23 protein-coding genes are annotated in these 21,630 nt (G+C 65.8%); 12 read left to right on the top strand and 11 right to left on the bottom strand.

The window, feature by feature from the left end; genetic code table 11:
- Position 1: 1 nt before the first annotated feature.
- The 4 genes from AC3WMA_RS21320 to AC3WMA_RS21305 all read left to right on the top strand — a co-directional run bounded on the left by AC3WMA_RS21320 (position 2) and on the right by AC3WMA_RS21305 (position 3,337).
- Positions 2-862, top strand: a complete 861-nt coding sequence (locus AC3WMA_RS21320; RefSeq protein WP_492287446.1) for an ABC transporter ATP-binding protein — start codon at positions 2-4, stop codon at positions 860-862.
- Positions 859-1,590: an ABC transporter ATP-binding protein gene (locus tag AC3WMA_RS21315; protein ID WP_492287337.1), complete on the top strand. Its 732-nt coding sequence runs from the start codon at positions 859-861 to the stop codon at positions 1,588-1,590. Before AC3WMA_RS21320 ends, AC3WMA_RS21315 begins: the two co-directional genes overlap by 4 nt.
- A 127-nt stretch (positions 1,591-1,717) precedes the next feature.
- Positions 1,718-2,092, top strand: a complete 375-nt coding sequence (locus tag AC3WMA_RS21310) for a DUF6867 family protein (RefSeq protein WP_492287336.1) — start codon at positions 1,718-1,720, stop codon at positions 2,090-2,092.
- 129 nt (positions 2,093-2,221) lie between these two features.
- On the top strand, positions 2,222-3,337 hold the full coding sequence (locus tag AC3WMA_RS21305) for a branched-chain amino acid ABC transporter substrate-binding protein (protein ID WP_492287335.1): 1,116 nt from the start codon (positions 2,222-2,224) through the stop codon (positions 3,335-3,337).
- A gap of 118 nt (positions 3,338-3,455) precedes the next feature.
- On the opposite strand, the gene AC3WMA_RS21300 is transcribed toward AC3WMA_RS21305, so the two are convergent.
- The gene (locus AC3WMA_RS21300; RefSeq protein WP_492287334.1) at positions 3,456-3,668 is read right to left on the bottom strand and encodes a hypothetical protein; all 213 of its coding nucleotides are present in this window, start codon (positions 3,666-3,668) and stop codon (positions 3,456-3,458) included.
- Between the two features lie 188 nt (positions 3,669-3,856).
- Between AC3WMA_RS21300 and AC3WMA_RS21295 the strand changes: the two genes are divergently transcribed.
- Entirely contained in the window at positions 3,857-4,498 is a 642-nt protein-coding gene (locus AC3WMA_RS21295; RefSeq protein ID WP_492287333.1) for a phosphoglycerate mutase family protein, read from the top strand.
- A gap of 50 nt (positions 4,499-4,548) precedes the next feature.
- Here the strand turns inward: AC3WMA_RS21295 and AC3WMA_RS21290 are convergent, their stop codons facing one another.
- The 5 genes from AC3WMA_RS21290 to AC3WMA_RS21270 all read right to left on the bottom strand — a co-directional run bounded on the left by AC3WMA_RS21290 (position 4,549) and on the right by AC3WMA_RS21270 (position 9,337).
- Positions 4,549-5,127 (bottom strand): RBBP9/YdeN family alpha/beta hydrolase, encoded by a 579-nt coding sequence (locus tag AC3WMA_RS21290; RefSeq protein ID WP_492287332.1) that lies wholly within the window; start codon positions 5,125-5,127, stop codon positions 4,549-4,551.
- A 185-nt stretch (positions 5,128-5,312) separates the two neighbouring features.
- The gene (gene purB, locus AC3WMA_RS21285; RefSeq protein WP_492287331.1) at positions 5,313-6,620 is read right to left on the bottom strand and encodes an adenylosuccinate lyase; all 1,308 of its coding nucleotides are present in this window, start codon (positions 6,618-6,620) and stop codon (positions 5,313-5,315) included.
- Positions 6,621-6,769: 149 nt separating this feature from the next.
- On the bottom strand, positions 6,770-7,453 hold the full coding sequence (gene rpe, locus AC3WMA_RS21280; RefSeq protein ID WP_492287330.1) for a ribulose-phosphate 3-epimerase: 684 nt from the start codon (positions 7,451-7,453) through the stop codon (positions 6,770-6,772).
- Positions 7,454-7,628: 175 nt separating this feature from the next.
- On the bottom strand, positions 7,629-8,321 hold the full coding sequence (locus AC3WMA_RS21275; RefSeq protein WP_492287329.1) for a glutathione S-transferase family protein: 693 nt from the start codon (positions 8,319-8,321) through the stop codon (positions 7,629-7,631).
- 44 nt (positions 8,322-8,365) lie between these two features.
- Positions 8,366-9,337, bottom strand: a complete 972-nt coding sequence (locus tag AC3WMA_RS21270; RefSeq protein WP_492287328.1) for a hypothetical protein — start codon at positions 9,335-9,337, stop codon at positions 8,366-8,368.
- A gap of 264 nt (positions 9,338-9,601) precedes the next feature.
- On the opposite strand from AC3WMA_RS21270, the gene AC3WMA_RS21265 reads away from it, so the two are divergent.
- Positions 9,602-10,852: an NAD(P)/FAD-dependent oxidoreductase gene (locus tag AC3WMA_RS21265; protein ID WP_492287327.1), complete on the top strand. Its 1,251-nt coding sequence runs from the start codon at positions 9,602-9,604 to the stop codon at positions 10,850-10,852.
- Between the two features lie 286 nt (positions 10,853-11,138).
- Positions 11,139-12,278, top strand: coding sequence for a dipeptidase (locus AC3WMA_RS21260; RefSeq protein ID WP_492287326.1), 1,140 nt, complete (start codon positions 11,139-11,141; stop codon positions 12,276-12,278).
- Between the two features lie 76 nt (positions 12,279-12,354).
- On the opposite strand, the gene AC3WMA_RS21255 is transcribed toward AC3WMA_RS21260, so the two are convergent.
- Together AC3WMA_RS21255 and AC3WMA_RS21250 are read right to left on the bottom strand one after the other, a co-directional pair.
- On the bottom strand, positions 12,355-12,855 hold the full coding sequence (locus tag AC3WMA_RS21255; RefSeq protein ID WP_492287325.1) for a Clp protease N-terminal domain-containing protein: 501 nt from the start codon (positions 12,853-12,855) through the stop codon (positions 12,355-12,357).
- Positions 12,856-12,864: 9 nt separating this feature from the next.
- Positions 12,865-13,086 carry a hypothetical protein gene (locus AC3WMA_RS21250; protein WP_492287324.1) on the bottom strand — a complete coding sequence of 74 codons (222 nt, stop codon included), beginning with the start codon at positions 13,084-13,086 and terminating at the stop codon, positions 12,865-12,867.
- 193 nt (positions 13,087-13,279) lie between these two features.
- On the opposite strand from AC3WMA_RS21250, the gene AC3WMA_RS21245 reads away from it, so the two are divergent.
- Positions 13,280-14,107 carry an RNA methyltransferase gene (locus tag AC3WMA_RS21245; protein ID WP_492287323.1) on the top strand — a complete coding sequence of 276 codons (828 nt, stop codon included), beginning with the start codon at positions 13,280-13,282 and terminating at the stop codon, positions 14,105-14,107.
- A gap of 56 nt (positions 14,108-14,163) precedes the next feature.
- Here the strand turns inward: AC3WMA_RS21245 and AC3WMA_RS21240 are convergent, their stop codons facing one another.
- Complete coding sequence (locus AC3WMA_RS21240; RefSeq protein ID WP_492287322.1) at positions 14,164-16,452, bottom strand: TonB-dependent hemoglobin/transferrin/lactoferrin family receptor; 2,289 nt, start codon at positions 16,450-16,452, stop codon at positions 14,164-14,166.
- A 396-nt stretch (positions 16,453-16,848) separates the two neighbouring features.
- On the opposite strand from AC3WMA_RS21240, the gene AC3WMA_RS21235 reads away from it, so the two are divergent.
- Entirely contained in the window at positions 16,849-18,126 is a 1,278-nt protein-coding gene (locus AC3WMA_RS21235; protein WP_492287321.1) for a flavin monoamine oxidase family protein, read from the top strand.
- A gap of 4 nt (positions 18,127-18,130) precedes the next feature.
- On the opposite strand, the gene AC3WMA_RS21230 is transcribed toward AC3WMA_RS21235, so the two are convergent.
- Entirely contained in the window at positions 18,131-19,072 is a 942-nt protein-coding gene (locus AC3WMA_RS21230) for a bifunctional helix-turn-helix transcriptional regulator/GNAT family N-acetyltransferase (RefSeq protein WP_492287320.1), read from the bottom strand.
- A gap of 136 nt (positions 19,073-19,208) precedes the next feature.
- On the opposite strand from AC3WMA_RS21230, the gene murI reads away from it, so the two are divergent.
- The 3 genes from murI to AC3WMA_RS21215 all read left to right on the top strand — a co-directional run bounded on the left by murI (position 19,209) and on the right by AC3WMA_RS21215 (position 21,249).
- The gene (gene murI, locus AC3WMA_RS21225) at positions 19,209-20,096 is read left to right on the top strand and encodes a glutamate racemase (protein WP_492287445.1); all 888 of its coding nucleotides are present in this window, start codon (positions 19,209-19,211) and stop codon (positions 20,094-20,096) included.
- Positions 20,097-20,271: 175 nt separating this feature from the next.
- Positions 20,272-20,889: a 30S ribosomal protein S4 gene (rpsD, locus tag AC3WMA_RS21220; RefSeq protein WP_199085872.1), complete on the top strand. Its 618-nt coding sequence runs from the start codon at positions 20,272-20,274 to the stop codon at positions 20,887-20,889.
- 141 nt (positions 20,890-21,030) lie between these two features.
- Positions 21,031-21,249, top strand: a complete 219-nt coding sequence (locus AC3WMA_RS21215; protein WP_492287319.1) for a hypothetical protein — start codon at positions 21,031-21,033, stop codon at positions 21,247-21,249.
- Positions 21,250-21,369: 120 nt separating this feature from the next.
- Here the strand turns inward: AC3WMA_RS21215 and AC3WMA_RS21210 are convergent, their stop codons facing one another.
- Positions 21,370-21,522, bottom strand: a complete 153-nt coding sequence (locus tag AC3WMA_RS21210) for a hypothetical protein (RefSeq protein ID WP_156407051.1) — start codon at positions 21,520-21,522, stop codon at positions 21,370-21,372.
- Positions 21,523-21,630: the final 108 nt, after the last annotated feature.

The raw sequence follows: 21,630 nt of genomic DNA, 5'->3' as shown, positions 1-21,630 counted from the left end.
CATGAACGCTCCCCAATTGACGCCGCAGGGCCGCGCCCTGCTGGAGGTCGAGCAGGTCACCATGCGCTTCGGCGGCCTCACCGCCGTCAACGCGCTGTCCTTCCAGGCGCGCAAGGGCGACATCACCGCGCTGATCGGCCCCAACGGCGCCGGCAAGACCACGGTCTTCAACTGCATCACCGGCTTCTACAAGCCGACACAGGGCATGGTCTCGCTCAACCATGACGACGGCTCGAGCTACCTGCTCGAGCGCATGCCGGATTTCCGCATCTCCTGGAAGGCCAAGGTCGCCCGCACCTTCCAGAACATCCGCCTCTTCGGCGGCATGACGGTGCTGGAGAACCTGCTGGTCGCCCAGCACAACCCGCTGATGGCTGCCTCGGGCTTCACCTTCCTCGGCGTCCTCGGCATCGGCGGCTACAAGGCGCGCGAGAAGGAGGCGATCGAGAAGGCCAAGTTCTGGCTCGACAAGATCAACCTGACCCATCGCGCCGACGACCCCGCCGCCGATCTGCCCTATGGCGACCAGCGCCGGCTGGAGATCGCGCGCGCCATGTGCACCGACCCGGTCCTGCTCTGCCTCGACGAGCCGGCCGCGGGCCTGAACCCGCGCGAGAGCCTCGACCTCAACACGCTGCTGCTCTCGATCCGCAAGGACCTCGGCACGGCACTGCTGCTGATCGAGCACGACATGTCGGTCGTCATGGAAATCTCGGACCATGTCGTGGTCCTCGACTACGGCATCAAGATCGCCGACGGCACGCCGGCCGAAGTACAGGCCGACCCGAAGGTCATCGCCGCCTATCTCGGCGTCGATGACGAGGAGGTCGAAGAGGTCGAAGCGGAGGTCGGCATCTCGTGACTCAAGCCCAACCTCTTCTGGCCGTCCGCGGCGTCAAGACCTATTACGGCAAGATCATCGCGCTGAAGGGCGTCGACATCGACGTCAATCCCGGCGAGATCGTCACCATGATCGGCGCTAACGGCGCCGGCAAATCCACGCTGATGATGACGATCTTCGGCAATCCGCAGGCCCGCGAAGGCTCGGTCACCTATGAGGGCCGCGACATCACGCGCATGCCGAGCCACGAGATCGCGCGCCTGGGAATTGCTCAATCGCCGGAAGGAAGACGCATCTTCCCGCGCATGACGGTGTTCGAGAACCTGCAGATGGGCGCCTCCGTCCGCAATTTCGAGAACTTCGACGAGGATCTCGAGAAGATCTGTGTGCTCTTCCCGCGCATCAAGGAGCGCCTGCAGCAGCGCGGCGGCACGCTCTCGGGCGGCGAGCAGCAAATGGTCGCGATCGCGCGCGCCCTGATGGCACGCCCGAAGCTCCTCCTGCTCGACGAGCCATCGCTCGGCCTCGCGCCCCTGATCGTGAAGCAGATCTTCGAGGCGATCCGCGAGCTCAACAAGACGCAAGGGCTCACCGTCTTCCTGGTCGAGCAGAACGCCTTCCACGCGCTGAAGCTCGCCCATCGCGGCTACGTGATGGTCAACGGCGTCATCACGATGAGCGGCACGGGCAAGGAATTGCTCGCCAACCCGCAGGTGCGCGCCGCCTATCTCGAAGGCGGCCGGCACTGACATGAGACGGCGGAGGATCATCTCTCCTCCGCTGCAACTTTTTGATGAGAGACGGCCGCACGCCACCCATGCCATCGCTGTGGTGATGTCAGCCGCTTCCAAAGCCGCTTGAAGCGGGGAGCACGAGATGCAGGGCATCCTCTACGAAGAACCGACGATCTGGCTCTTCCTGCTGGTGACCGTCGTCATGGGCGGCTGGCTCGCCTGGATGGCCGGCCGCGCGATCGCCCTGACCTGGCGGCCGAACTGGCAGCTTTTCGTCTACATGCTGGTGCTCGGCCTGTTCGTGCGCTTCATCCATTTCGCCCTGTTCCAGGCGACGCTGCTGACGCTGCACTACTACATCGTCGACACCATCCTGCTCATCGGCTTCGGCTATGCCGGCTGGCGCTACACCCGCGCCAAGCAGATGACGCGGCAATATCACTGGCTGTTCGAGCCTGCGGGCCCCTTCGGCTGGAAGCCCCGCGCGGGCGCCGAAATACGACCGGAATTGCTCTGAAGGAGCTTGAGTGCTTGGTGCGTGACAGACCCCTGAAAAAGCGCAAGACTGACGCTTAGGGTGACGAGAACGCACCGAGACGGGTGGACCGTCCAGCCCGTTGTCAATCATACAGGGGAGTTGCATCACATGAAGAAACTGCTGTTGGGCGGCATTGCGCTCGGCGCGGTCCTCGCCTTCTCCGGCGTGGCCAACGCACAGATCAAGCTCGGCGTCGGCGGCCCGATCACCGGCCCGAACGCGGCTTTCGGCGCGCAGCTCAAGAATGGCGCCGAACAGGCCGTCGAGGACATCAACGCCGCTGGCGGCGTCCTCGGCCAGAAGATCACGGTGACCGTCGGTGACGACGTCTCCGATCCGAAGCAGGGCGTCTCGGTCGCCAACAAGTTCGTCGGCGACGGCGTGAAATGGGTGCTCGGCCACTTCAACTCCGGCGTCACCATGCCGGCCTCCGAAGTCTATGCCGAAAACGGCATCCTGATGATCTCGCCTTCGGCCACCAACCCGAAGATCACCGAGCGCGGCCTGTGGAACACCTTCCGCACCTGCGGCCGTGACGATCAGCAGGGCAGCGTCGCCTCGGCCTATCTCCTGAAGAACTTCAAGGACAAGAAGATCGCCGTCGTCCACGACAAGACGACCTATGGCCAGGGCCTCGCCGACGAGACCAAGAAGGGTCTCAATGCCGGCGGCGTCAAGGAAGTGCTCTACGAAGGCATCAACGCCGGCGAGAAGGACTTCTCGGCGCTCGTCTCGAAGATCAAGGCCTCCGGCGCCGACTACCTCTACTGGGGCGGCTTGCACACCGAAGGCGGCCTGATCGTGCGCCAGATGCGCGACCAGGGCCTGAAGACGGTCCTCGTCTCGGGTGACGGCATCACCACCGACGAGTTCGCCACCATCGGCGGCCCCGGCGTCGAAGGCACCCTGATGACCTTCCCGCCGGACCCGCAGAAGCGTCCGGAGGCGGCTGCCGTCGTCCAGAAGTTCGCTTCCAAGAACTTCAAGCCGGAAGCCTACACGCTCTACAGCTACGCCGCCGTCCAGATCATGGCCGAAGGCGCCAAGCGCGCGAACTCGACCGATCCGAAGAAGATCGCTGCGGCGCTGCATGGCGGCCAGCCGGTCAAGACCGTGATCGGCGATATCGGCTTCGACAAGAAGGGCGACATCACCCGTCCGGACTACACCGTCTACACCTGGAAGAAGGGTGCCGACGGCAAGATCACCTATGTCGAGAATTGATCTCGGCGGCTGATCCAGCCTCTTGAATGAAAGAGCCCGCTTCGGATCATCCGGAGCGGGCTTTTTTTAATGGGCTTTTGTCGAGGCTTTCCCGTTCAAGCCCGCGGCAGCAACGCCCTCAATGGCGGCCTCCCCCGCGGCCACCGAAGCGGCCCAGCAGGGTAGCTGCTTCGATGAGCGCCATGTTGACGAAGAGCCGCAGGCTCGACGCCTGAGCGCGATCGGTTTCGCGCCGAGCCTCGATCAGATGGTCGCTGGCTCTTTCCAGGGCAGCCGCACGGTCGTCATCCTCGTCGCCATCTCCGTCCGGTCGTCGTTGCGCTTGCGGCATAGGACGCTCCAGTTCTGGTTCGGGAGATAACGAGCACGATTTTCCGTTGTTCCGAACGGATTGAATCCGCCAGTGTCATTCCGACGTAGGCAACCAGGCAGCAAAATGCGGAGCCCGGATAAAGCAAGCGCCCTCCGTTTCTGCCGCATTGCACAAAAACCGAAAGATACACTTAGCCGCCTGGAGCGTTGAGTGAGCAGGAAACGGCCGTCGCTATTCCGATTTACACCTGTGAAGCGGCAGCCGAATATCGCCTCCGGCTGACTCTTGTTTCGCGAGGCTTCATGAAGATACTGGATATTCGGCGGCATGCGATGCGCCAGAAGCCTGGCCAACATTTATCGCAGGACGGGATTGAATTGGCTCGACAAGTAGGAGCTCACCTCGGCCCCTATGATGCCGTTCTCACAAGCAATTTGGCACGAGCAATAGAAACTGCTGTGGCAATGGGGTTTTCCGTCAGTAACACCTCCGAGGAACTCGGCCTGTATCCGGAAGCTCTGCCGGATCGAATTGCATGGCCATCCTCATTGGAGAACATCAGCAATCACCTTGCTCGATTTCATGAGTACCAGACGCTTGCCGCCAGACAGCTTGTGTCATGGAGGAGTATCCTTCCTCAGGTCCGCGAAAGAGGTGCCGGTCTGGTCGTGACCCACGGAGCGTTGCTCGAAATCGGAACAATCGCTCTCTTCAACGAGATCGAGATGCCTATCGAAGGTGCCGCTTTTGCATATTGCGAAGGGTTGCGTATTCACGTTGACGGCGAAGTGGTCAAGACCGTCGAGTTTACCCGACTGCCCGAACAACAGCGGCTGGTCAGCAACTAGTCTATATCCTGCTAGCCTCAGGGCCTTCACCTAGAGCGAAGCCGGCCCGCCTATTGACTCAATGTCTGCGGAACCACGCTCAAGCTCTTGAGAAAGCCTGCGAAACGCAGAAGCCCGTCAGGCCAGGGGCCATGCCCGGATTCGCTGTTGAGATGGCCGCTATCGCCGGCATCGACGAATTCCGAGCCCCAGGCTTCGGCCAGCGCCTTCGCCTCGTCCTGCGTGCAATAGGGGTCGGTCGCGCTGCCGATCAGCACCGACGGGAACGGCAGCTTCTCGCGGCGATGCGCGATGAAGTCCGGCCCCATGCCGGGCACGGCGCCCTTCGCCTTCTCGGAAGCCGGTGCGACCAGGAAGGCGCCGGCGACCTCGCCGGGATGCAGATGCTCGGCGGCGAAGGCGACGGCGCTGCATCCGGCCGAATGCGCGACGAGCACGACGGGGCGCGTGGCTGAGCGCACGGCCTTCACGATCTCATCGGCCCAGACATGGCGGGAAGGCTTGTACCAATCCGCCTGCTCGACGCGGCGCGCCGTCTTGAGCCGGGTCTCCCAGCGGCTCTGCCAATGGTCGGGCCCGGAGCCCGACCAGCCGGGGATGATGAGGATATCGACGTCGGAGGATTTCATGATGGATCAGTAGAGCTGTCTTCCCGTGCGCGCTGCAGCGTGAAACGCTGCTGCGCAGACACGGGACCGTCTCACGAAGAAGCGCCTTTCCGTCATGCGGTTCCGCATCTGCGCAGCAGCACTTGCGTGCTGCGGCGCGTGCGGGATGACGAACCGGTCCAAAATAAGTTGCCCCACCAACGGGTTCAAGCGTCCCCGAACACCCGGCGGAAGATCGTGTCGACATGCTTGAAGTGATAGCCCTCGTCGAACATCGCCTTGAGTTCGGAAGCTGAAAGCTTCTCGGCGACGTCCTTGTCGGCCATCAGGTTGGTCAGGAAGTCCTCGCCATGCTCCCAGGTGCGCATCGCGTTGCGCTGGACCATGGAATAGCTGTCCTCGCGGCTGGCGCCGGCCTGGGTCAGGGCCAGCAGAACGCGCTGCGAATTGTGCAGGCCGCCGAGCCGGTCGAGGTTCTTGCGCATGTTCTGCGGGTAGACCAGCAGCTTGTCGACGACGCCCGTGAGACGCGCCAGCGCGAAATCGAGCGTCACGGTGGCGTCGGGGCCGATCATGCGCTCGACGGACGAATGCGAGATATCGCGCTCGTGCCAGAGCGCCACGTTCTCCAGCGCCGGCGTGACCATGCCGCGCACGAGGCGAGACAGGCCGGTCAGGTTCTCGGTCAGCACCGGATTGCGCTTGTGCGGCATCGCCGAGGAGCCCTTCTGGCCCGGCGAGAAATACTCTTCCGCCTCGTAGACCTCGGTGCGCTGCAGGTGGCGGATCTCGGTCGAGAGGCGCTCGATGCAGGAGGCGACGACGCCGAGCGTCGCGAAATACATCGCGTGCCGGTCGCGCGGGATCACCTGCGTCGAGACCGGCTCGACGGTGAGGCCCATCTTCTCGGCGACATACTCTTCCACGCTCGGGTCGATATTGGCGAAGGTGCCGACGGCGCCCGAGATCGCGCAGGTCGCGATCTCCGCGCGGGCCGCGACGAGGCGGGCGCGGCAACGGTCAAACTCGGCATAGGCCTGCGCCAGCTTCAGCCCGAAGGTCACCGGCTCGGCATGGATGCCGTGCGAGCGGCCGATGGTCGGGGTGAGCTTGTGCTCGAAGGCGCGGCGCTTGATCGCAGCGAGCAGCGCATCGACATCGGCGATCAGGATATCGGTGGCGCGCGCGAGCTGGACAGAAAGCGTGGTGTCGAGGATGTCCGACGAGGTCATGCCCTGGTGGACGAAGCGTGCTTCCGGCCCAACGATCTCGGCGAGATGCGTCAGGAAGGCGATGACGTCATGCTTGGTGACGCGCTCGATCTCGTCGATGCGCGCGACGTCGAAGACGGCGTCCTTGGCCTTGGCCCAGATCGTCGCGGCGGCTTCCTTCGGCACGACGCCGAGCTCGGCGAGCTTGTCGGTCGCATGCGCCTCGATCTCGAACCAGATGCGGAAGCGGGTCTGCGGCTCCCAGATGGCGACCATCTCGGGGCGGGAATAGCGCGGGATCATCGCAAGCCTTTCACACAATGCGCGCCGTCATCCCGGACGACCGCAGGTCGCTCCGGGATCCATCATAGGGCTCGGCGCCCTATGATGGATCCCGGCACTCCGCTTCGCTACGGCCGGGATGACGGCCGCTATCTCCAGTCAAAAAAAGCTCAAACCCACGACCCGCGCGCAGCCTCGGCCGCCTTGCGGATCGCTTCGATATTGCCGGCATAGGCCGAAGGCCCGCCCTTGAACACGGCCGAGCCCGCGACCAGCGTATCGGCGCCGGCCTTCACGACCAGTGGCGCTGTCTCGGGCGTCACCCCGCCATCGATCTCGATGGAAATCGGCCGGTCGCCGACCAGCGCCTTCACCTGCGCGACCTTCTCGACCACCGAGCGGATGAAGCTCTGCCCACCGAAGCCCGGATTGACCGTCATCAGCAGGATGAGATCGACATCCTCGATCAGGGCCTCGGCGGCGCTCGCCGGCGTGCCGGGATTGAGCACGATACCGGCTTGCTTGCCCTGCGCCTTGATCGCCTGCAGCGTGCGGTGCGGATGCGGGCCCGCCTCGACATGGAAGGAGATCAGGTCGGCGCCGGCCTTGGCGAAGGCTTCGACATAAGGGTCGACGGGCGCGATCATCAGGTGCACGTCGAAGAACTTGCTGGTGTGCGGGCGGATCGCCTTCAGCACATCGGGACCGAAAGTGATGTTCGGCACGAAATGCCCGTCCATCACGTCGCAATGAATCCAGTCGGCGCCAGCAGCGTCGATCGCGCGCACCTCCTCGCCGAGCTTGGCGAAATCGGCCGAGAGGATCGAGGGGGCGATACGGATGGGGCTGGTCATGGCCGGGGGTTTAACGCCCCGAGCCGCCTGCCGCAATCGCGAAACCAGGCCAATACAACCTCGTCATGCTCGGGCTTGACCCGAGCATCTCATGACACGGAGGCTCCTATACCCCCTCCTGCAAGAGATTCTCGGGTCTGCGCTTCGCTCCGCCCGAGAATGACGGCCTCGATGTTCAGGCGCTCCGCTGCTGCCGCTGGGCCACAGGCACGGACAGCCTGCGGTCCGCTTCCGCCGTCTCCGCCACCACCTGCGCGAAAGACGGACGCAGCTTCAGGCGCGCATACCACTCCGCCAACCCGGGATAGCCGTCGAGCGACGGCCCACCGAGGCGGCGGATGAAGAGCATGCTCATGAAGATCGCGATATCCGCCACCGAAAGCCGGCTGCCGAAGAACGGACGCCCCGCCAACTTCTGCTCCAGCACGTCGTAATGGCGCAGCAGCCCCTCCTCGGCGATCAGCGCATCCGCCTCCTGGGCGATGCGGCGGTCGCGATCCGGCGAAGGCGGCTCCGTGCGGTACATCAAGGGCTTCAGCGCCTGGAACAGGATCTCGTCGCCATAGAGCTCGTCGAGCCGGCAACGCGCTCGCTCGACCGGCGTATCCGGCATCAGCTTCGGCTCGGGATAGGCCTCGTCGAGATATTCGTTGATCACGGTGGAATCGTAGAGGACGAGCCCGCAATCGGTCAGGATCGGCACCTGCCGCTTCGGATTGAGCGCCAGCACCTCCGGGTGCCGGGGATCGTAGCCGGTCGTCTGGTTAAACGGCACCATGATGCGCTGGAAGGCGAGGCCCTTCTCGGTCAGCGCGATCTCGACCTTGCGTGAGAACAGGCTCAACGGCCCGGAATAGAGGGTGATCATGGCGCGGCTCTCCTGCGACGGGGAAAGCCTCGCAAGCCGCTGCGTCAACGCCCGTCAGCAGCCTCCCGGCGCCGAATCCGCGCTGCGATGCCGCCAAGCAGCCAGGGCAGCAGGTAGATCGGGAACTGCGCCAGCGCGAAATAGAGGAAGGTCGTCGGCGAGACCCCTGCCCCCAAAGCCGCGACGAGCAGGCCCATGTTCCGCTGTCCCGTGCCGTAGCCGATCATGAAGCGCTCGGAGGCCGGCAGCAGCCGCAGCACCAGCCAGCTCGACGCCAGCCCCGCCGCCGAGACCGCGAAGACGCACCCGAGGACGAACAGCACGAGCCTGGGATTGTCGAGCGCAGCCTTGGTCACGCCGTCCATCGCGGCGATGGCAAAGATGAAATACATCAGCACGCCGAAGCCATCGAGATTGGCCTTCATCGCCTTGATGCGCGTAAGGCCGAGCCAGAGCCGGATCGCGGAGGCCACCGCCATGCCGCCGCCGATGAAGATCAGGAGGCGCAGCGTCAGCGCCCAGCGGTCGAGCGGCACCGCTGCCCCCGCCAGCAATTCGACCAGGATCGGCGCGACGATGGGGCTGACGATCGTGGTCAGGATCACGCTGGCGATGATCAGCGAGGGCTCGAAGCCGTAGAGGATCGCGACCGCCGGCGAGGACATGATCGGCGGCGCCGCGCCCATGATGGCGAGCCCGAGCACGATGCCGGGATCGAGGTTCTCGCGCCCGACCAGCAGGAGCGCCCCGCCGATCAGCAGCACCGGCCCGGCGATCAGCCAGGCGCAGCTCGCCGCGAGCTTGGCCGGGCGCCGCAGCAGCCCGAGCGTCACGCTCATGTCGAGCCGCATGAACACGACCGTGGTGAAGCAGAAGATCGTGATCGGCAGCGCCGGCCGCGCCATCGCCGAGAATTGCGGCAGCGCGAGGCCAAGGAAGATCGAGAGCGCGAAGCCTTGCGTGCCATGGCGGCCGAGCCACGCGAGCGCGGCAGCGATGAAGGCAGCGGGATGCATCGGCCGGGCTCTGGAATCGTTTGCGAAACAGACGCACACTGGCTGAAGGCGCGCGCAGCGTCACCTGCGGCAGACGCAAGCCAATCCTGCGCCGGCATAAAATTGCGCAGTCTTTCAGCGATTGCAGCCCATGACCGGACACTCCGGAAAACTGGCGCAGAAATTGCGAAAGATTAGGCTGTTCCGCGCAAAATCCGGTCGCGCCGCTGACAAGCCGGCGCAAACCGGTATCCTTGCGGGAAAAGGGGCTGGCAGGAGCAGGTCATGAAGGTGGATACGATCGTTCTCGGCGCCGGTGTCGTCGGCATTTCGGTCGCGCTTCATCTCCAGAAGGCCGGGCGCGCCACCTTGCTCGTCGACCGTCGTGCTCCCGGCGAGGAAACCAGTTACGGCAATGCCGGCCTGATCCAGCGCGAGGGCGTCTACCCCTACGGCTTCCCGCATGATTTCGGTGCGCTCATCCGCTACGCGATGAACAACACCATCGACGCGCATTATCACTGGAGCGCGATCCCGAAGCTCGCCCCGTTCCTGTTTTCCTACTGGATGCATTCGCGCGCCTCGCAGCATCAGGCGATCGCCCATAAATACGCGACGCTGATCGAGCATTGCGTCACCGAGCATGACGCGCTCGCCCAGGAGGCCGGTGCCACGAACCTGCTGCGCCGTGACGGCTGGATGAAGGTGTTCCGCACCGAGAAGGAGCGCGACACCCGCCTCGCGGAGGCCGCCCGCTGGAACAGCGAATTCGGCCTGAACTACCGGGCGCTCGATATGGCGACACTCAAGGCCGAGGAGCCGCATCTCGACCATGGCAGCCTGATCGGCGGCCTGCACTGGACCGACCCGACCACCGTCGTCGATCCGCTCGGCCTGTCCAAGGCCTATGTCGCGCTGTTCGAGAAGCTCGGCGGCAAGCTCGCCATCGGCGATGCCGGCACGCTCCAGCAGAATGGCGCCGGCTGGATCGTCACCCTCGCCGACGGCACCACGGCCGAGGCCAAGGATGTCGTCGTCGCGCTCGGCCCCTGGGCCGACGTGCTCAGCAACAAGCTGGGTTACCGCCTGCCGCTCGCGGTCAAGCGCGGCTACCACATGCATTACAAGCCGCAGGGCAATGCCGTGCTCAACCATCCGGTGCTCGACACCGAGCGCGGCTACTTCCTCGCCCCGATGCTGCAGGGCATCCGCCTGACCACCGGCGCCGAATTCGCCGACCGCGATGCGCCGAAGACCCCGGTCCAGCTGGCCCGTGCCGAGCCGATCGCGAAGCAGCTCTTCCCGCTCGGCGAGCGTGTCGATGCCGAGCCCTGGCTCGGCCGCCGGCCCTGCACGCCGGACATGATGCCGATCATCGGCCCGGCGCCGAAGCACAAGGGCCTGTGGTTCTCCTTCGGCCACGCCCATCACGGCCTGACGCTCGCCGCCGTGACCGGCCGCATGATCGCGGAAATGGTGACGGGCCAGAAGGTCTTCGTGGATCCGACGCCGTTCGCGCCGGCGCGGTTCGTCTAAGGCGCCGCCTGCTGAAGGGCACCTGTCATCCCGTGCGCGCTGCAGCGTGAAACGCTGCCGCGCAGACACGGGACCGTCATCCGGAAGAGGCGCCTTCTCGTCGGACGATCCCGCATCTGCGCAGCAGCACTTCGTGCCGCAGCGCGTGCGGGATGACACCCTTCACGTGCGAGGTGCCACCCGGCATCGACGCCTCGTCGTCATGGCGCCCCTGCGTCCCGCCCCCTCGCCTCCCGGCGCGCTCCCTGCCACGATCCGGCTCCCGATTCCCGACCGAGACCTCGCCATGGCCCTCGCCAAACCGCCCGTCCAGGACAATGCCTACGCCGCCGCGCTCGCTTTGCTCGACCGCGTCCCGCTGATCGACGGCCATAACGACCTGCCCTATGTCATCCGCAAGGACGCCAGGGCGAAGGGCGATGTCGCCACCTACGGCCTCGACAAGGTCCATGCCGAGGGCGACACCGACATCCCGCGCATGCAGGCCGGCAAGATGGCGGCGCAGTTCTTCGCGGCCTATGTCCCGCCGAAACAGGCCAATCCTGCCGGCTTCGCGCTCGCCCAGATCGCGCTGATGCGCGACATCCTCAAGCGTCACGCGAACGTCTTCCGCCCCGGCCTCTCCGCCGCCGATGTCGAGGCTGCCAAAGCCGAGGGGCGCATCGCCCTGTTCATGACCATCGAGAACGGCTCGGCGGTCGATGGCGAGCTCGACGCGCTCGACGCCTATTACGATCTCGGCGTGCGCCTGATGACGCTCTGCCACAACGATACCACCGACTGGTGCGATTCCGCGACCGACGCCCCGCGCCATAACGGGCTCACCGGCTTCGGCAAGGACGTGCTGCGCCGGATGAACAAGCTCGGCATGGTCATCGACCTCGCCCATGTCGCGCCGAAGGTGATGCATGACGCGCTCGACGTCTCCAGCGCCCCACTGGTCTGGTCGCATTCCAACGCCTTCACGCTCTGCGACCACCCGCGCAACGTCCCCGACGACGTGCTCGACCGCGTCGCCGGCAACGGCGGCGTGGTGATGGCGACCTTCGTGCCGGATTTCATCAGCCAGGCCTCGCGCGACTGGCACCGCCCGGCCAAGGACCAGTACGGCAAGAGCCCCGAAGGCGTTGACCATGACAAGGTCGAGGCCGAGATCGCCGCCAAGTCCGGCCCGCGCCCGAAGGCGACGCTGCCGGAGTATTGCGACCATGTCGAATACCTCGCCAAGCGCATCGGCCACGACCATGTCGGCATCGGCTCGGATTTCTTCGGCTGGATCAACCCGGACGGACTGGAGGACACCACGACCTTCCCGTCGGTGATCGCCGAACTGATCCGCCGCGGCTGGTCGGAGGAGAACCTGACCAAACTCGCCGGCGGCAACATGCTTCGCGTGCTCCGCGCCGTCGAAAAGGCGGCAGGCTAGTTCAACCGGACGATCCGCCGGCACCTTGGGCCGGCTTGGGGGCTGCCCGCACGGCAACGCGCGGGCAGCGACGCGTTCATAGGTTACTCTTCCCGACGATCGCGTCGGCGCTCGATTTCAGAACGGCGGGATCGACGCCGAGGGCACGCAGCGCCCGCAGCGCCACGCCCTGCGGCATGGCGGCGACGATGCTGACGACGTGAGCGCCGAGCAGGGGCGCGTGATCTCTTCGGGCTTCCGCCAGCTCTTGCATCACGACCTGCCCGGACGGCGCGGCATGATAGGCGCTGGCATGGGCCGAAACCGGCATGTCGGGCGGCGCGTCCACCGTCAGGCCGATCGAGAGAAGGGCATCGCCATATTGCCGTTCGATCGCGGCTTTCAGGGCGTCAGGCTCGGCCCCCGCCTGCTCGAAGGCGAGGCGGGCCGTGCCGTCCGGGAGATCGAGGGCGGCAAGCAGGAAATGCTCTGCCCCCGGCTCCCGCTGCTGGTCGTGCAGGGCATGAGCTTCAGCCCGCTCGCAGAGGCGCTTGATCGTACCCATGTCGCCAAGCTTCGATCTGATGCGTTCGAACATCGATTCTCCCTAAGTGGAGCGGTCATCCGCCACCACATCCGAAAGCCTTTTATGGGCGGCTTGCTTGGTGACCCCGAGAGCCAGGGCGATCCGCGACCACGGCCAGCCTTGCTGCAGGGCCGACCGCACGGCCCCGCGCTCGATCCGATCCGCCAGGCGGCGCAAGGCGACGACGGCCGCCAGGGCTTCCTCGGGATCGGTCGGGATGGCGATGTTGCGCAGATCATCCATCCGTCAACCTTAGTTGACGAGCGCGCCGCCGTCAACAAAAGTTGACAACCCGGCTCTCGGCAGCTCTCGGGCAATGCTGCGTCCGTGGCTCTCGCGACCTCGCCGGGCTCGCCATGAGAACCGGCTTGACGTATGGCCTCCCGCGGCAGCCCGTTTGGGTGCTGCACCGAAGATCAGACGAAGCGACTGTCCCATGACCGGTTCCGGCACCGACCGCACCCGCCCAGCCGTCCAGGCCCCTGCCCCCATCGTCATCCTGGTCGAGCCCCAGCTCGCCGAGAATATCGGTATGTGCGCCCGCGCCATGGCGAATTTCGGCTTATCCGAGATGCGTCTCGTCGCCCCACGCGACGGCTGGCCGAGCGGCGGCGGCCTCAAGAAAGGCGCGACGGCAGCGGCCTCCGGCGCGACGCATATCCTGGAGAACGCCCGGCTCTTCGATACCGCCGCCGAGGCGATCGCCGACCTCAACCACGTGCTGGCGACGACGGCCCGCGAGCGCGGCCAGATGAAGCGCGTCCTGACCCCGGCCGAGGCCATGCCGGAGGTCGCCGGCCGCATCGGCTCCGGCGAGCGCGTCGGCATCCTGTTCGGACGCGAGCGCATCGGCCTCACCAACGAGGAGATCAGCCTCGCCGACGCGATCCTGACCTTCCCGGTCAATCCCGCCTTCGCCTCGCTGAACCTCGCCCAGGCCGTGCTGCTCAACGGCTATGAATGGTTCAAGACGACGGGTGGCGAGCCGCCCTTCCGCGAGAATAACCCCTCGCCGCCGGCCAAGCGCGAGATGGTCCTGTCGATGTTCGACTATCTCGAAGGCGAGCTTGATCTTTGCGGCTTCTTCCCGGCCGGCAAGAAGCCGGTGATGACGGCGAACCTGCGCGATATCCTGCACCGCCTCGACATGACCGAGCAGGAGGCCCGCACGCTGCGCGGCGTCTTCAAGTCGCTGGTCGAGGGACCGAAGAAGGCCCGGCTCCTGGCGCGGCAAGCGGATGAGGCGGACGGCGCCGAAGGATAAAAAAAGCCGGCCCCGAAGGGCCGGCTCGTCTGGTCGGGGGGTCTCGAAACGCCCGGTCAGAACTGGTACTTCAACGTAGCCTTCACGGTGCGGCCCGGCTCGCTGTAGTAGTCGCGGGCCTGGGTCAGAGCACCGGTCGGGACGTTGACCGCGTCGAAATACTTGCGATCGAAGATATTGTAGACGCCGACCTGCAATTCAAGGTCGGCGATCTGCGGCGCGGGGCGCCACCAGGCCGAGGCGTTGAACACCGCATAGCCCGGCGTCTTGAAGCCGGCATTGGTGCCGGTCGTCGCGGCGACGTCGTCACGCGCGGCGGCGAGCTTGGCCGAGACCTCGGCACCCCAGCGATCGGTGCCATAGGCGACCGCGACGATGCCCTGCACCGGCGGGATCGAGTTCAGGAAGACGTCATCCGTCTTGTTGCGGCCGCGGGTATAGGCGAACGAACCACGCACCAGCCAGTTCTGCGCGAAAGCGTACTGACCGTTGATCTCGATGCCCTGGATCTCGGCCTTGGGGATGTTCCGGAAGCCGAATTCGCCACCCTGCGGATAGAGCCCGCCAGCCGGGGCAACCTGATAGCTCTCGATGAAATTGTCGTAGTTCGTGTAGAAATAAGCGATCGAGCCGCCGAGCTGTCTGTCGCCGAAGCGGACGCCGACATCGACGCCATTGCCCTTTTCCGGACGCAGCGTGGGATTGCCGGCGCGCAGATAGGTGCCCGGCCCGCCGAAGCGGCCGTAGAGCTCGTTGGCCGTCGGCGCGCGGAACGTCTTGGCCCATTGCGCGAAGACGGTGACGTCCTTCACCCAGGGCGCGTTCTTCAGGATGTCGTATTCGAGCCGCAGGCGCGGCGACCAGGCCGAGTCGCTCGACGACGGCGGCAGGCCGACGGGCTGCGAACCGCCCATCGAATAGGCCGGCGTCTGCTGCGGCTTCTCCTCATACCAGTCGAAACGCACGCCAGGCGTGATGCGCAGGCGGTTGTCGAGCAGGCCGATCTCGTCATGCACGTAGAGGCCGAACAGCTTGCCGTCGACATCGGGCTGGTCGGCCTGGTTGGTGTGCAGGTTGTTGCAGGTCGTGAACGGCGCCAGGAAACGTCCCGAAGCCGGGCGCGCCGGGCAGTTGTCGAGGCCCGAAGAATACTGCTTGAGCGACGAGGCACGCAGCTCCGTGCCCAGCGTCACGCGGTGCGACAGCACGCCGGTCTGGAAGTTCTTCACCACGTAGCCGTTGAAGCCGTAGGCGTTCTCCTCATTCTCGTTGTCGCGAATATGGGGGCCGACGATGCTGGTGAAGCGATAGGCGTGGACGATGTCGTTGCGGACCAGGCGCTGCCAGTAAAGCGTGGCATGTGCCTCGTCGAAGAAGCCGCCGGGCTGCTTGTAGTCATAGGAGAGCGAGATGCGGTTGCGCTCGGTATCCTCGCCTGTGACGTAGTTGCCCGGACGGAAATTCCCGGTCAGCGAGACGCCGGTGCCGGTGAGGGTCTGGGTCCGCTCGGCGCGCTTGAAGAGCTCGCCGGTCAGGCCGAAGCGATGCACCCCGTCGATGGTGTGATAGATCTTGCCGAGGAGGTTGTACTGGTTGAAGTCGCTCGGGCTCGGCGCCGTGCGGGTGACGCCGACCGTCTTGATGTTGCCCTTGCTGTCGATCTCGTGGCCGTCGCGGAAGCCGCCCTGCAGCAGCAAGGAGGTGTTGCCCATGCGCGCCGCCACGGCCGCGCTGCCGAACCAGGCCCGGTCCGTGCTGTCATAGCCGGTCTTGGCCAGCGCGCCATAGGAGCGGCCGGCCTTGATCAGGTCCTCCGGGTCGAGCGTGCGGACCGCGAGCGCGCCGCCGAGCGCACCATTGCCGAGCGTGGCGCCGCCGCTGCCGCCGCGCAGCAGGTCCAGCGTCGACAGCGAGTCGAAATCGAAGGCAGCGCTTCCGCCGCGATTGACGCGCGTATCGATCAGGAAGGGCTGGCGGATGCCATCGACCGTCGTCAGCACGCGCGCGCCGTCGAGGCCGCGGATGTTCAGCGAATTGTTCTGCCGGTTGAAGGTGATGCCCGCCTCGACCCGGTTGGCGAGATCGGTCAGGCTCTGCACCTGCTGGCGGTCGAGTTCCGCCCGCGTCGTGCGCGTCGTCGTCGGGCCGTTGAGCAGCGCGCCCCCGGGGATGCCCTCACCCTGCACGTTGATCTGGTCGAGAACGACTGGACCTTCCGAAGCCTGCGCCGCAGGCGCGATGCGGGTCCGGCCTTGCTGCTGCGCGATCGCAGGCGAAGCCAGCAGCACCACCATCAAAGCGCCGAGCGCGACGCCTTCGCGCAATGTGCCGGAATACGTCCCCATGGCCTTGACCCGTCCTTCTGAACGCTACGGGCCGGAGCCGCCGCGCTTCACAGTTTTAAATTAATACAAACAAGATCTTATCCGCCCCGATAAGACAATATTCGGATATGGAGCGACTCGATAACTGTCAATTGGCTGCCACACGAAGGATATCTTCCGATGCAGGAAGATCACAATAGTAGAATTTCTCTAAAGAATAATATTGGATCGCATCGTTCTAAGCTGACCCTCGCAACCCCGCCTCACCATCCCGTGAGGCTCCCGATCTCGTGATCGCGGCCTGCCTCCCGCTCGCCAGCTTCCCGTTGCAATGCGATGGCAAGGCTCCAACATGCGGGGCAGCACGGGACTTCAGAGATGCTCGACCGCCGGACGATCTTGACGGGAACAGGCGCCATGGCCGCGAGCTTTGCCGTTGCCGGCCGGGCAGCCGCCGCGACAGATGCCGATGTCGTGGTGATCGGCGCCGGGGCGGCCGGCATTGCCGCCGCTCATGCCTTGCGCGCCGCCGGGCGGCAGGCCGTCGTGCTCGAAGCGCGTGGCCGCACCGGCGGGCGCGCCTTCACAGACGCCTCGCTTGGCGCCGCCTATGATGCCGGCGCGATGTTCATCCACTGGGCGGAACGCAACCCCTGGGTCCAGATCGCCCGCGACCTCGGCATTGCAACCCCCGCCGAATCCTGGGGCAGCGGCTTCAGGGTTTTCGCCGACGGCCGGCCCATGGCCGAGCCGGAACGCAACCGCCGCCGCAGTGCCTTCGGCCAGATCGACCGCCGGCTGGAGACGGTCGATCTCACCCAGCGCGACATGTCGATCGCCGAATTGCTCGGCGATCTCGGTCCGGAGCTGGCGCCCGTCGCCGCATCCGGCCTGCTGCTCTCGATCGGCGAGGAATCGAGCCGGATCTCCGCGCGCGACTACCAGCGCCTGTGGTCGGGGGAGGATCTCATCGTCCCCTCCGGCTACGGCAATCTCGTCGCGCGCTCGGCCGCCGGGCTCGATATCCGCCTGAACGAGCCGGTCGAGGCGATCCGCTGGGACGGCCCGGGCGTCACCGTCACCACCCGCTCCGGGACGTTGCGGGCCAATGCCTGCATCGTCACGGTACCCGTCGGCGTGCTGAAGGCCGGCGCCATCCGCTTCATCCCGGAGCTGCCTGCGGCAACGCGCGACGCCCTCGGCGGCCTGCATATGGGCGCGCTGACCAAGATCGCGCTCAAGGTCGAGGGTGACCGCTTCGGTATCGCACCGGGCACGAGCTTTCTCGAAGCGGCGGCGCCGGAACGCCTGATGAATCTCGACATGTTCCCGGGCGGCCAGGACATCGTCATCGGCTATTGCGGCGGCGACTATGCCCGCAAGCTCTCCGAGGCCGGCACCGACGAGGCCCGCGCCCATCTCGTCGATCTCCTCGTGAAGATGGTCGGCGCCGATTTCCGCAAGACGGTGAAGGAGGCCTCCTTCCCGGCCTGGTGGACCGATCCCTTCGCCCGCGGCTCCTATTCGATCTGCGACCCCGGCCACGAGGCGGCGCGCGACGCCCTCGCCCAGCCGATCGGCAACCGCCTCTTCATCGCCGGCGAGGCGACGGCGGGCGGCGGCGCCATGACGGTCGGCGGCGCGACGCTGGCAGGCCGCACCGCAGCAGCCGCAGTCGCCCGCCTGAAGGCCTGACGCGTCAGGCCGCGGTCGGCCGGAGCGTCAGTTCCCAGTTCTGGCCGACAAGGTCCTGGCCGAAGGAATGGTGCTTTTCCTCGGCCACCAGCCGAAAACCCTCGCCGACATAGATGCCCCGCGCCGCATGCAGGATGTCGTTGGTCCAGAGCACCATGCGCTCGTAGCCGGCGGCGCGGGCAAAACCGATCGCCTCGCGGACGAGCCGCTTGCCGAGCCCGAGCCCATGCGCCCGCCTTTCGACCAGCACGAGCCGGAGCTTGGCGGTCGCCCCGTCCTCCTGCACGACGAAGGCCGAACCCACGGGCCCACCGTCCAGCTCGGCGATGAAGCAGCGTTCGCGACCGGGCTTGAACTCCCGCAGGAACTTCGCGGCGATCTCCGCGACGAGCGCCTCGAAGGAGATGTCCCAGCCATAGTCCTCGGCATAGAGCCGGCCATGGGCGCCGATGACCCAGCCCATGTCGCCAGCGCGATGCTCGCGGATGATGGGGACGGGACGGGTGCGCGTCTCTCCTGAAAGAAGGTGTTCCGTATCCGCAAGCGCGGCAACAAGTCTGGCCTGCTCGGACGGCGCCAGGCGTTGCAGGATGGCCCCCGCCTGCGCGCTGGAAGCCTGGTCCAATGGCTGGAAGGCCGCCCTGCCCTGCTCCGTCAAACGCAGGCGCAAGGCACGCCCATCGGCGGCCGAACGAGTCCGTTCGAGCCAGCCCTGACCCGTGAAACGCTTGAGGATGCGCGAGAGATAGGCCGGATCGAGATCGAGCACCCTGGCCATCTCGCCCGCCTGCCAGTCGTCGCGCTGCGCCAGTTCATAGAGTACGCGCGCCTCGGCCAGCGCGAGACCCGAACCATGCAGGCTGCCGCCGAGCGCCCCCACCCAGCGGGTATGAAAGCGGTTGAAGCGGCGGATCGCGGCGACGGCTTCGGTCTCGACGGCATCCATGGCGCACCTCCACACCAATGCCAGTCCATTTAGTGGACGGAGTCAACTAAATTTCGAGACAGTGGATAAACGCGCCATTGACCGTCTCTTAACCGGTGTCTGGCGGAGTCGGGCTTTGAAATCCCTCGGCATCATCATGCAAGTCGATCTCCTCGCCGGCACGGGCCACCGCCCCCTTGCGATCCCCCGGCCCCGGCCGACCATCCTCGTCTTCGATTCCGGCCTCGGTGGCCTCACCGTGCTCGGGCGCACCACAAGGGCCTGCCCCGGCGCCCATACCGTCTATGCCGCCGACGATGCCGGCTTTCCCTATGGCCGCCTGAGCGAAGACGAGCTCGTCATTCGCGTGCTCGCGGTGATGGAACGCCTCATTGCGCGCTTCCATCCCGATCTCGTGGTCATCGCCTGCAACACCGCCTCGACCCTGGTGCTCCCGGCGCTCAGGGCGCGCTTCGCGATTCCCTTCGTCGGCACGGTGCCCGCGATCAAGCCCGCCGCCGCCGCGACCCGCAGCGGCATGATCTCTGTCCTCGCCACCCCCGGCACGGTGGCGCGCGACTACACACGCGAACTGATCGAGACCTATGCGGCCAGTCACCGCGTCACGCTCGTCGGCGCGACGCGCCTCGCCGGGCTCGCCGAGCAGGCCCTGAAGGGCGAGACCGTCGACGACGCGGTTCTCGCCGCCGAGATCGCGCCCTGCTTCGTCGAATCGGACGGCCGCCGCACCGATGTCGTGACGCTCTCCTGCACGCATTACCCCCTGCTGCTGGAGCGGATGAAGCGGCTCGCGCCCTGGCCGGTGGAATGGATCGATCCGGCGCCAGCGATCGCGCGCCGCGTCGCCGATCTGTTGTCCGGCGCCCGCGAGCCTGATCTTGCCTGCCCGGAGGCTGTCGCCGTCTTCACCAACGGTTCCGGCCTCACCGGTCCCTTACGGATCGCGCTGGCCGGCTATGGCCTCGCGCAGGTCGTCGTCGAGCCGATGCCGCTGGCGAACGGCTTTTCGTCGTCCCGGAATTGACTCGAAGCCGGCTTTCCGTCATAGGCCCTCTCGTCGCGCGGCTCCTCACGGGGCCGCGTGGCTTTTTCCGCACCCGTGATCCGCTCTTCTTCGGAAGCTGGATCTGTCGCCTCGGCCAAAGTCGAGGAGCAGGAGGGCGCGGTCCTCAACTCGCGAACCTGAGAGGACACGCGATATGTCGAAGCGCCATGAGGCGAAGTACAAGATTGACCGCCGCCTCGGTCAGAACATCTGGGGCCGCCCGAAGTCTCCGGTCAACCGTCGTGAATACGGCCCCGGTCAGCACGGCCAGCGCCGCAAGGGCAAGCCGTCCGACTTCGGCACGCAGCTGCGCGCCAAGCAGAAGCTGAAGGGCTACTACGGCTCGATCTCCGAGAAGCAGTTCCGCCGCTACTACGCCGAGGCGATCCGCCTGAAGGGCGACTCGGGCGAGAACCTCGTCGGCCTGCTCGAGCGCCGTCTCGACGCGGTGATCTACCGCGCCAAGTTCGTGCCGACCGTCTTCGCCGCCCGCCAGTTCGTCAACCACGGCCACATCACCGTGAACGGCAAGCGCGTCAACATCGCTTCCTATCAGGTCAAGCCGGGCGACGTGATCGCGGTCAAGGAGAGCTCGCGCCAGCTCGCCATCGTCATCGAGTCGGCTGCTCTCGCCGAGCGCGACGTGCCTGACTACATCGACGCCGACCACAGCAAGTCGACCGCCACCTACACCCGCACCCCGACCCTGTCGGACGTGCCCTACGCGGTGCAGATGGAGCCGAACCTGGTCATCGAGTTCTACTCGCGCTGATCGGCGGCAACGCCCTCAGCCTTTCGAGGCCGAGACGCAATTCAGGGGATGGCCTTCGGGCCGTCCCCTTTTTCGTTCTGGAGCCGAGCTTCTCGGGATGATGCGGCCGTCGACTGCAATCGGGAGGATGGCGTGAGGGTTTTGAAAGCGATTGCCGACGCGTTAGCGACCGCCGCATTCCTGCTCGCGATGACGGTGGGATTGAGCGTTGCGCAGCCGTCGGCCGCCTCGGCCGAAGTCCGCTTCGGGCGCAATGTCCGCGTCGGCGGACACGACTTCTCGAATCAGAGCTTCAACCGGAAGCGACGCGCGGAGATTCATCTCTATGACCGCACGCCGTCTCGATCGGGCTGCGTCTAGCGCTCGGATGGCCGCGGCGGCAAGGTGAAGACCTGTCACCTGCGCCGGATCAGGTAGAATGGGCCGCATGACGAAGCGGCGAAGGCGGTCCCGGTCGGAATGAAGCGGACTATCCGCGACTCAGAGATGCGAGCCGACCTCGTTGCGGAAGAAGTAGCAGCCCACGCCCACGCAGCCGATCAGGATCGACAGTGCGTAGGGACCGAACAGGCAGACGATGAAGACGGAGCCGATGAAGGCCCGCATCGCCCAGCATGACCATGTCTGCTTCATGGTTCACCTTTCGCATCGCAATCACTGACAAAGCGTAAATGGCGAGCCGTGAATCCAACCTGAATGGATATGGTAAACGCCTGAATTCCCAGCGAATTCCATGCGTTA

The organism is Allobosea sp. FW305-C-101, from assembly GCF_058783685.1.
This window is presented reverse-complemented; position numbering and strand designations above follow the sequence as displayed.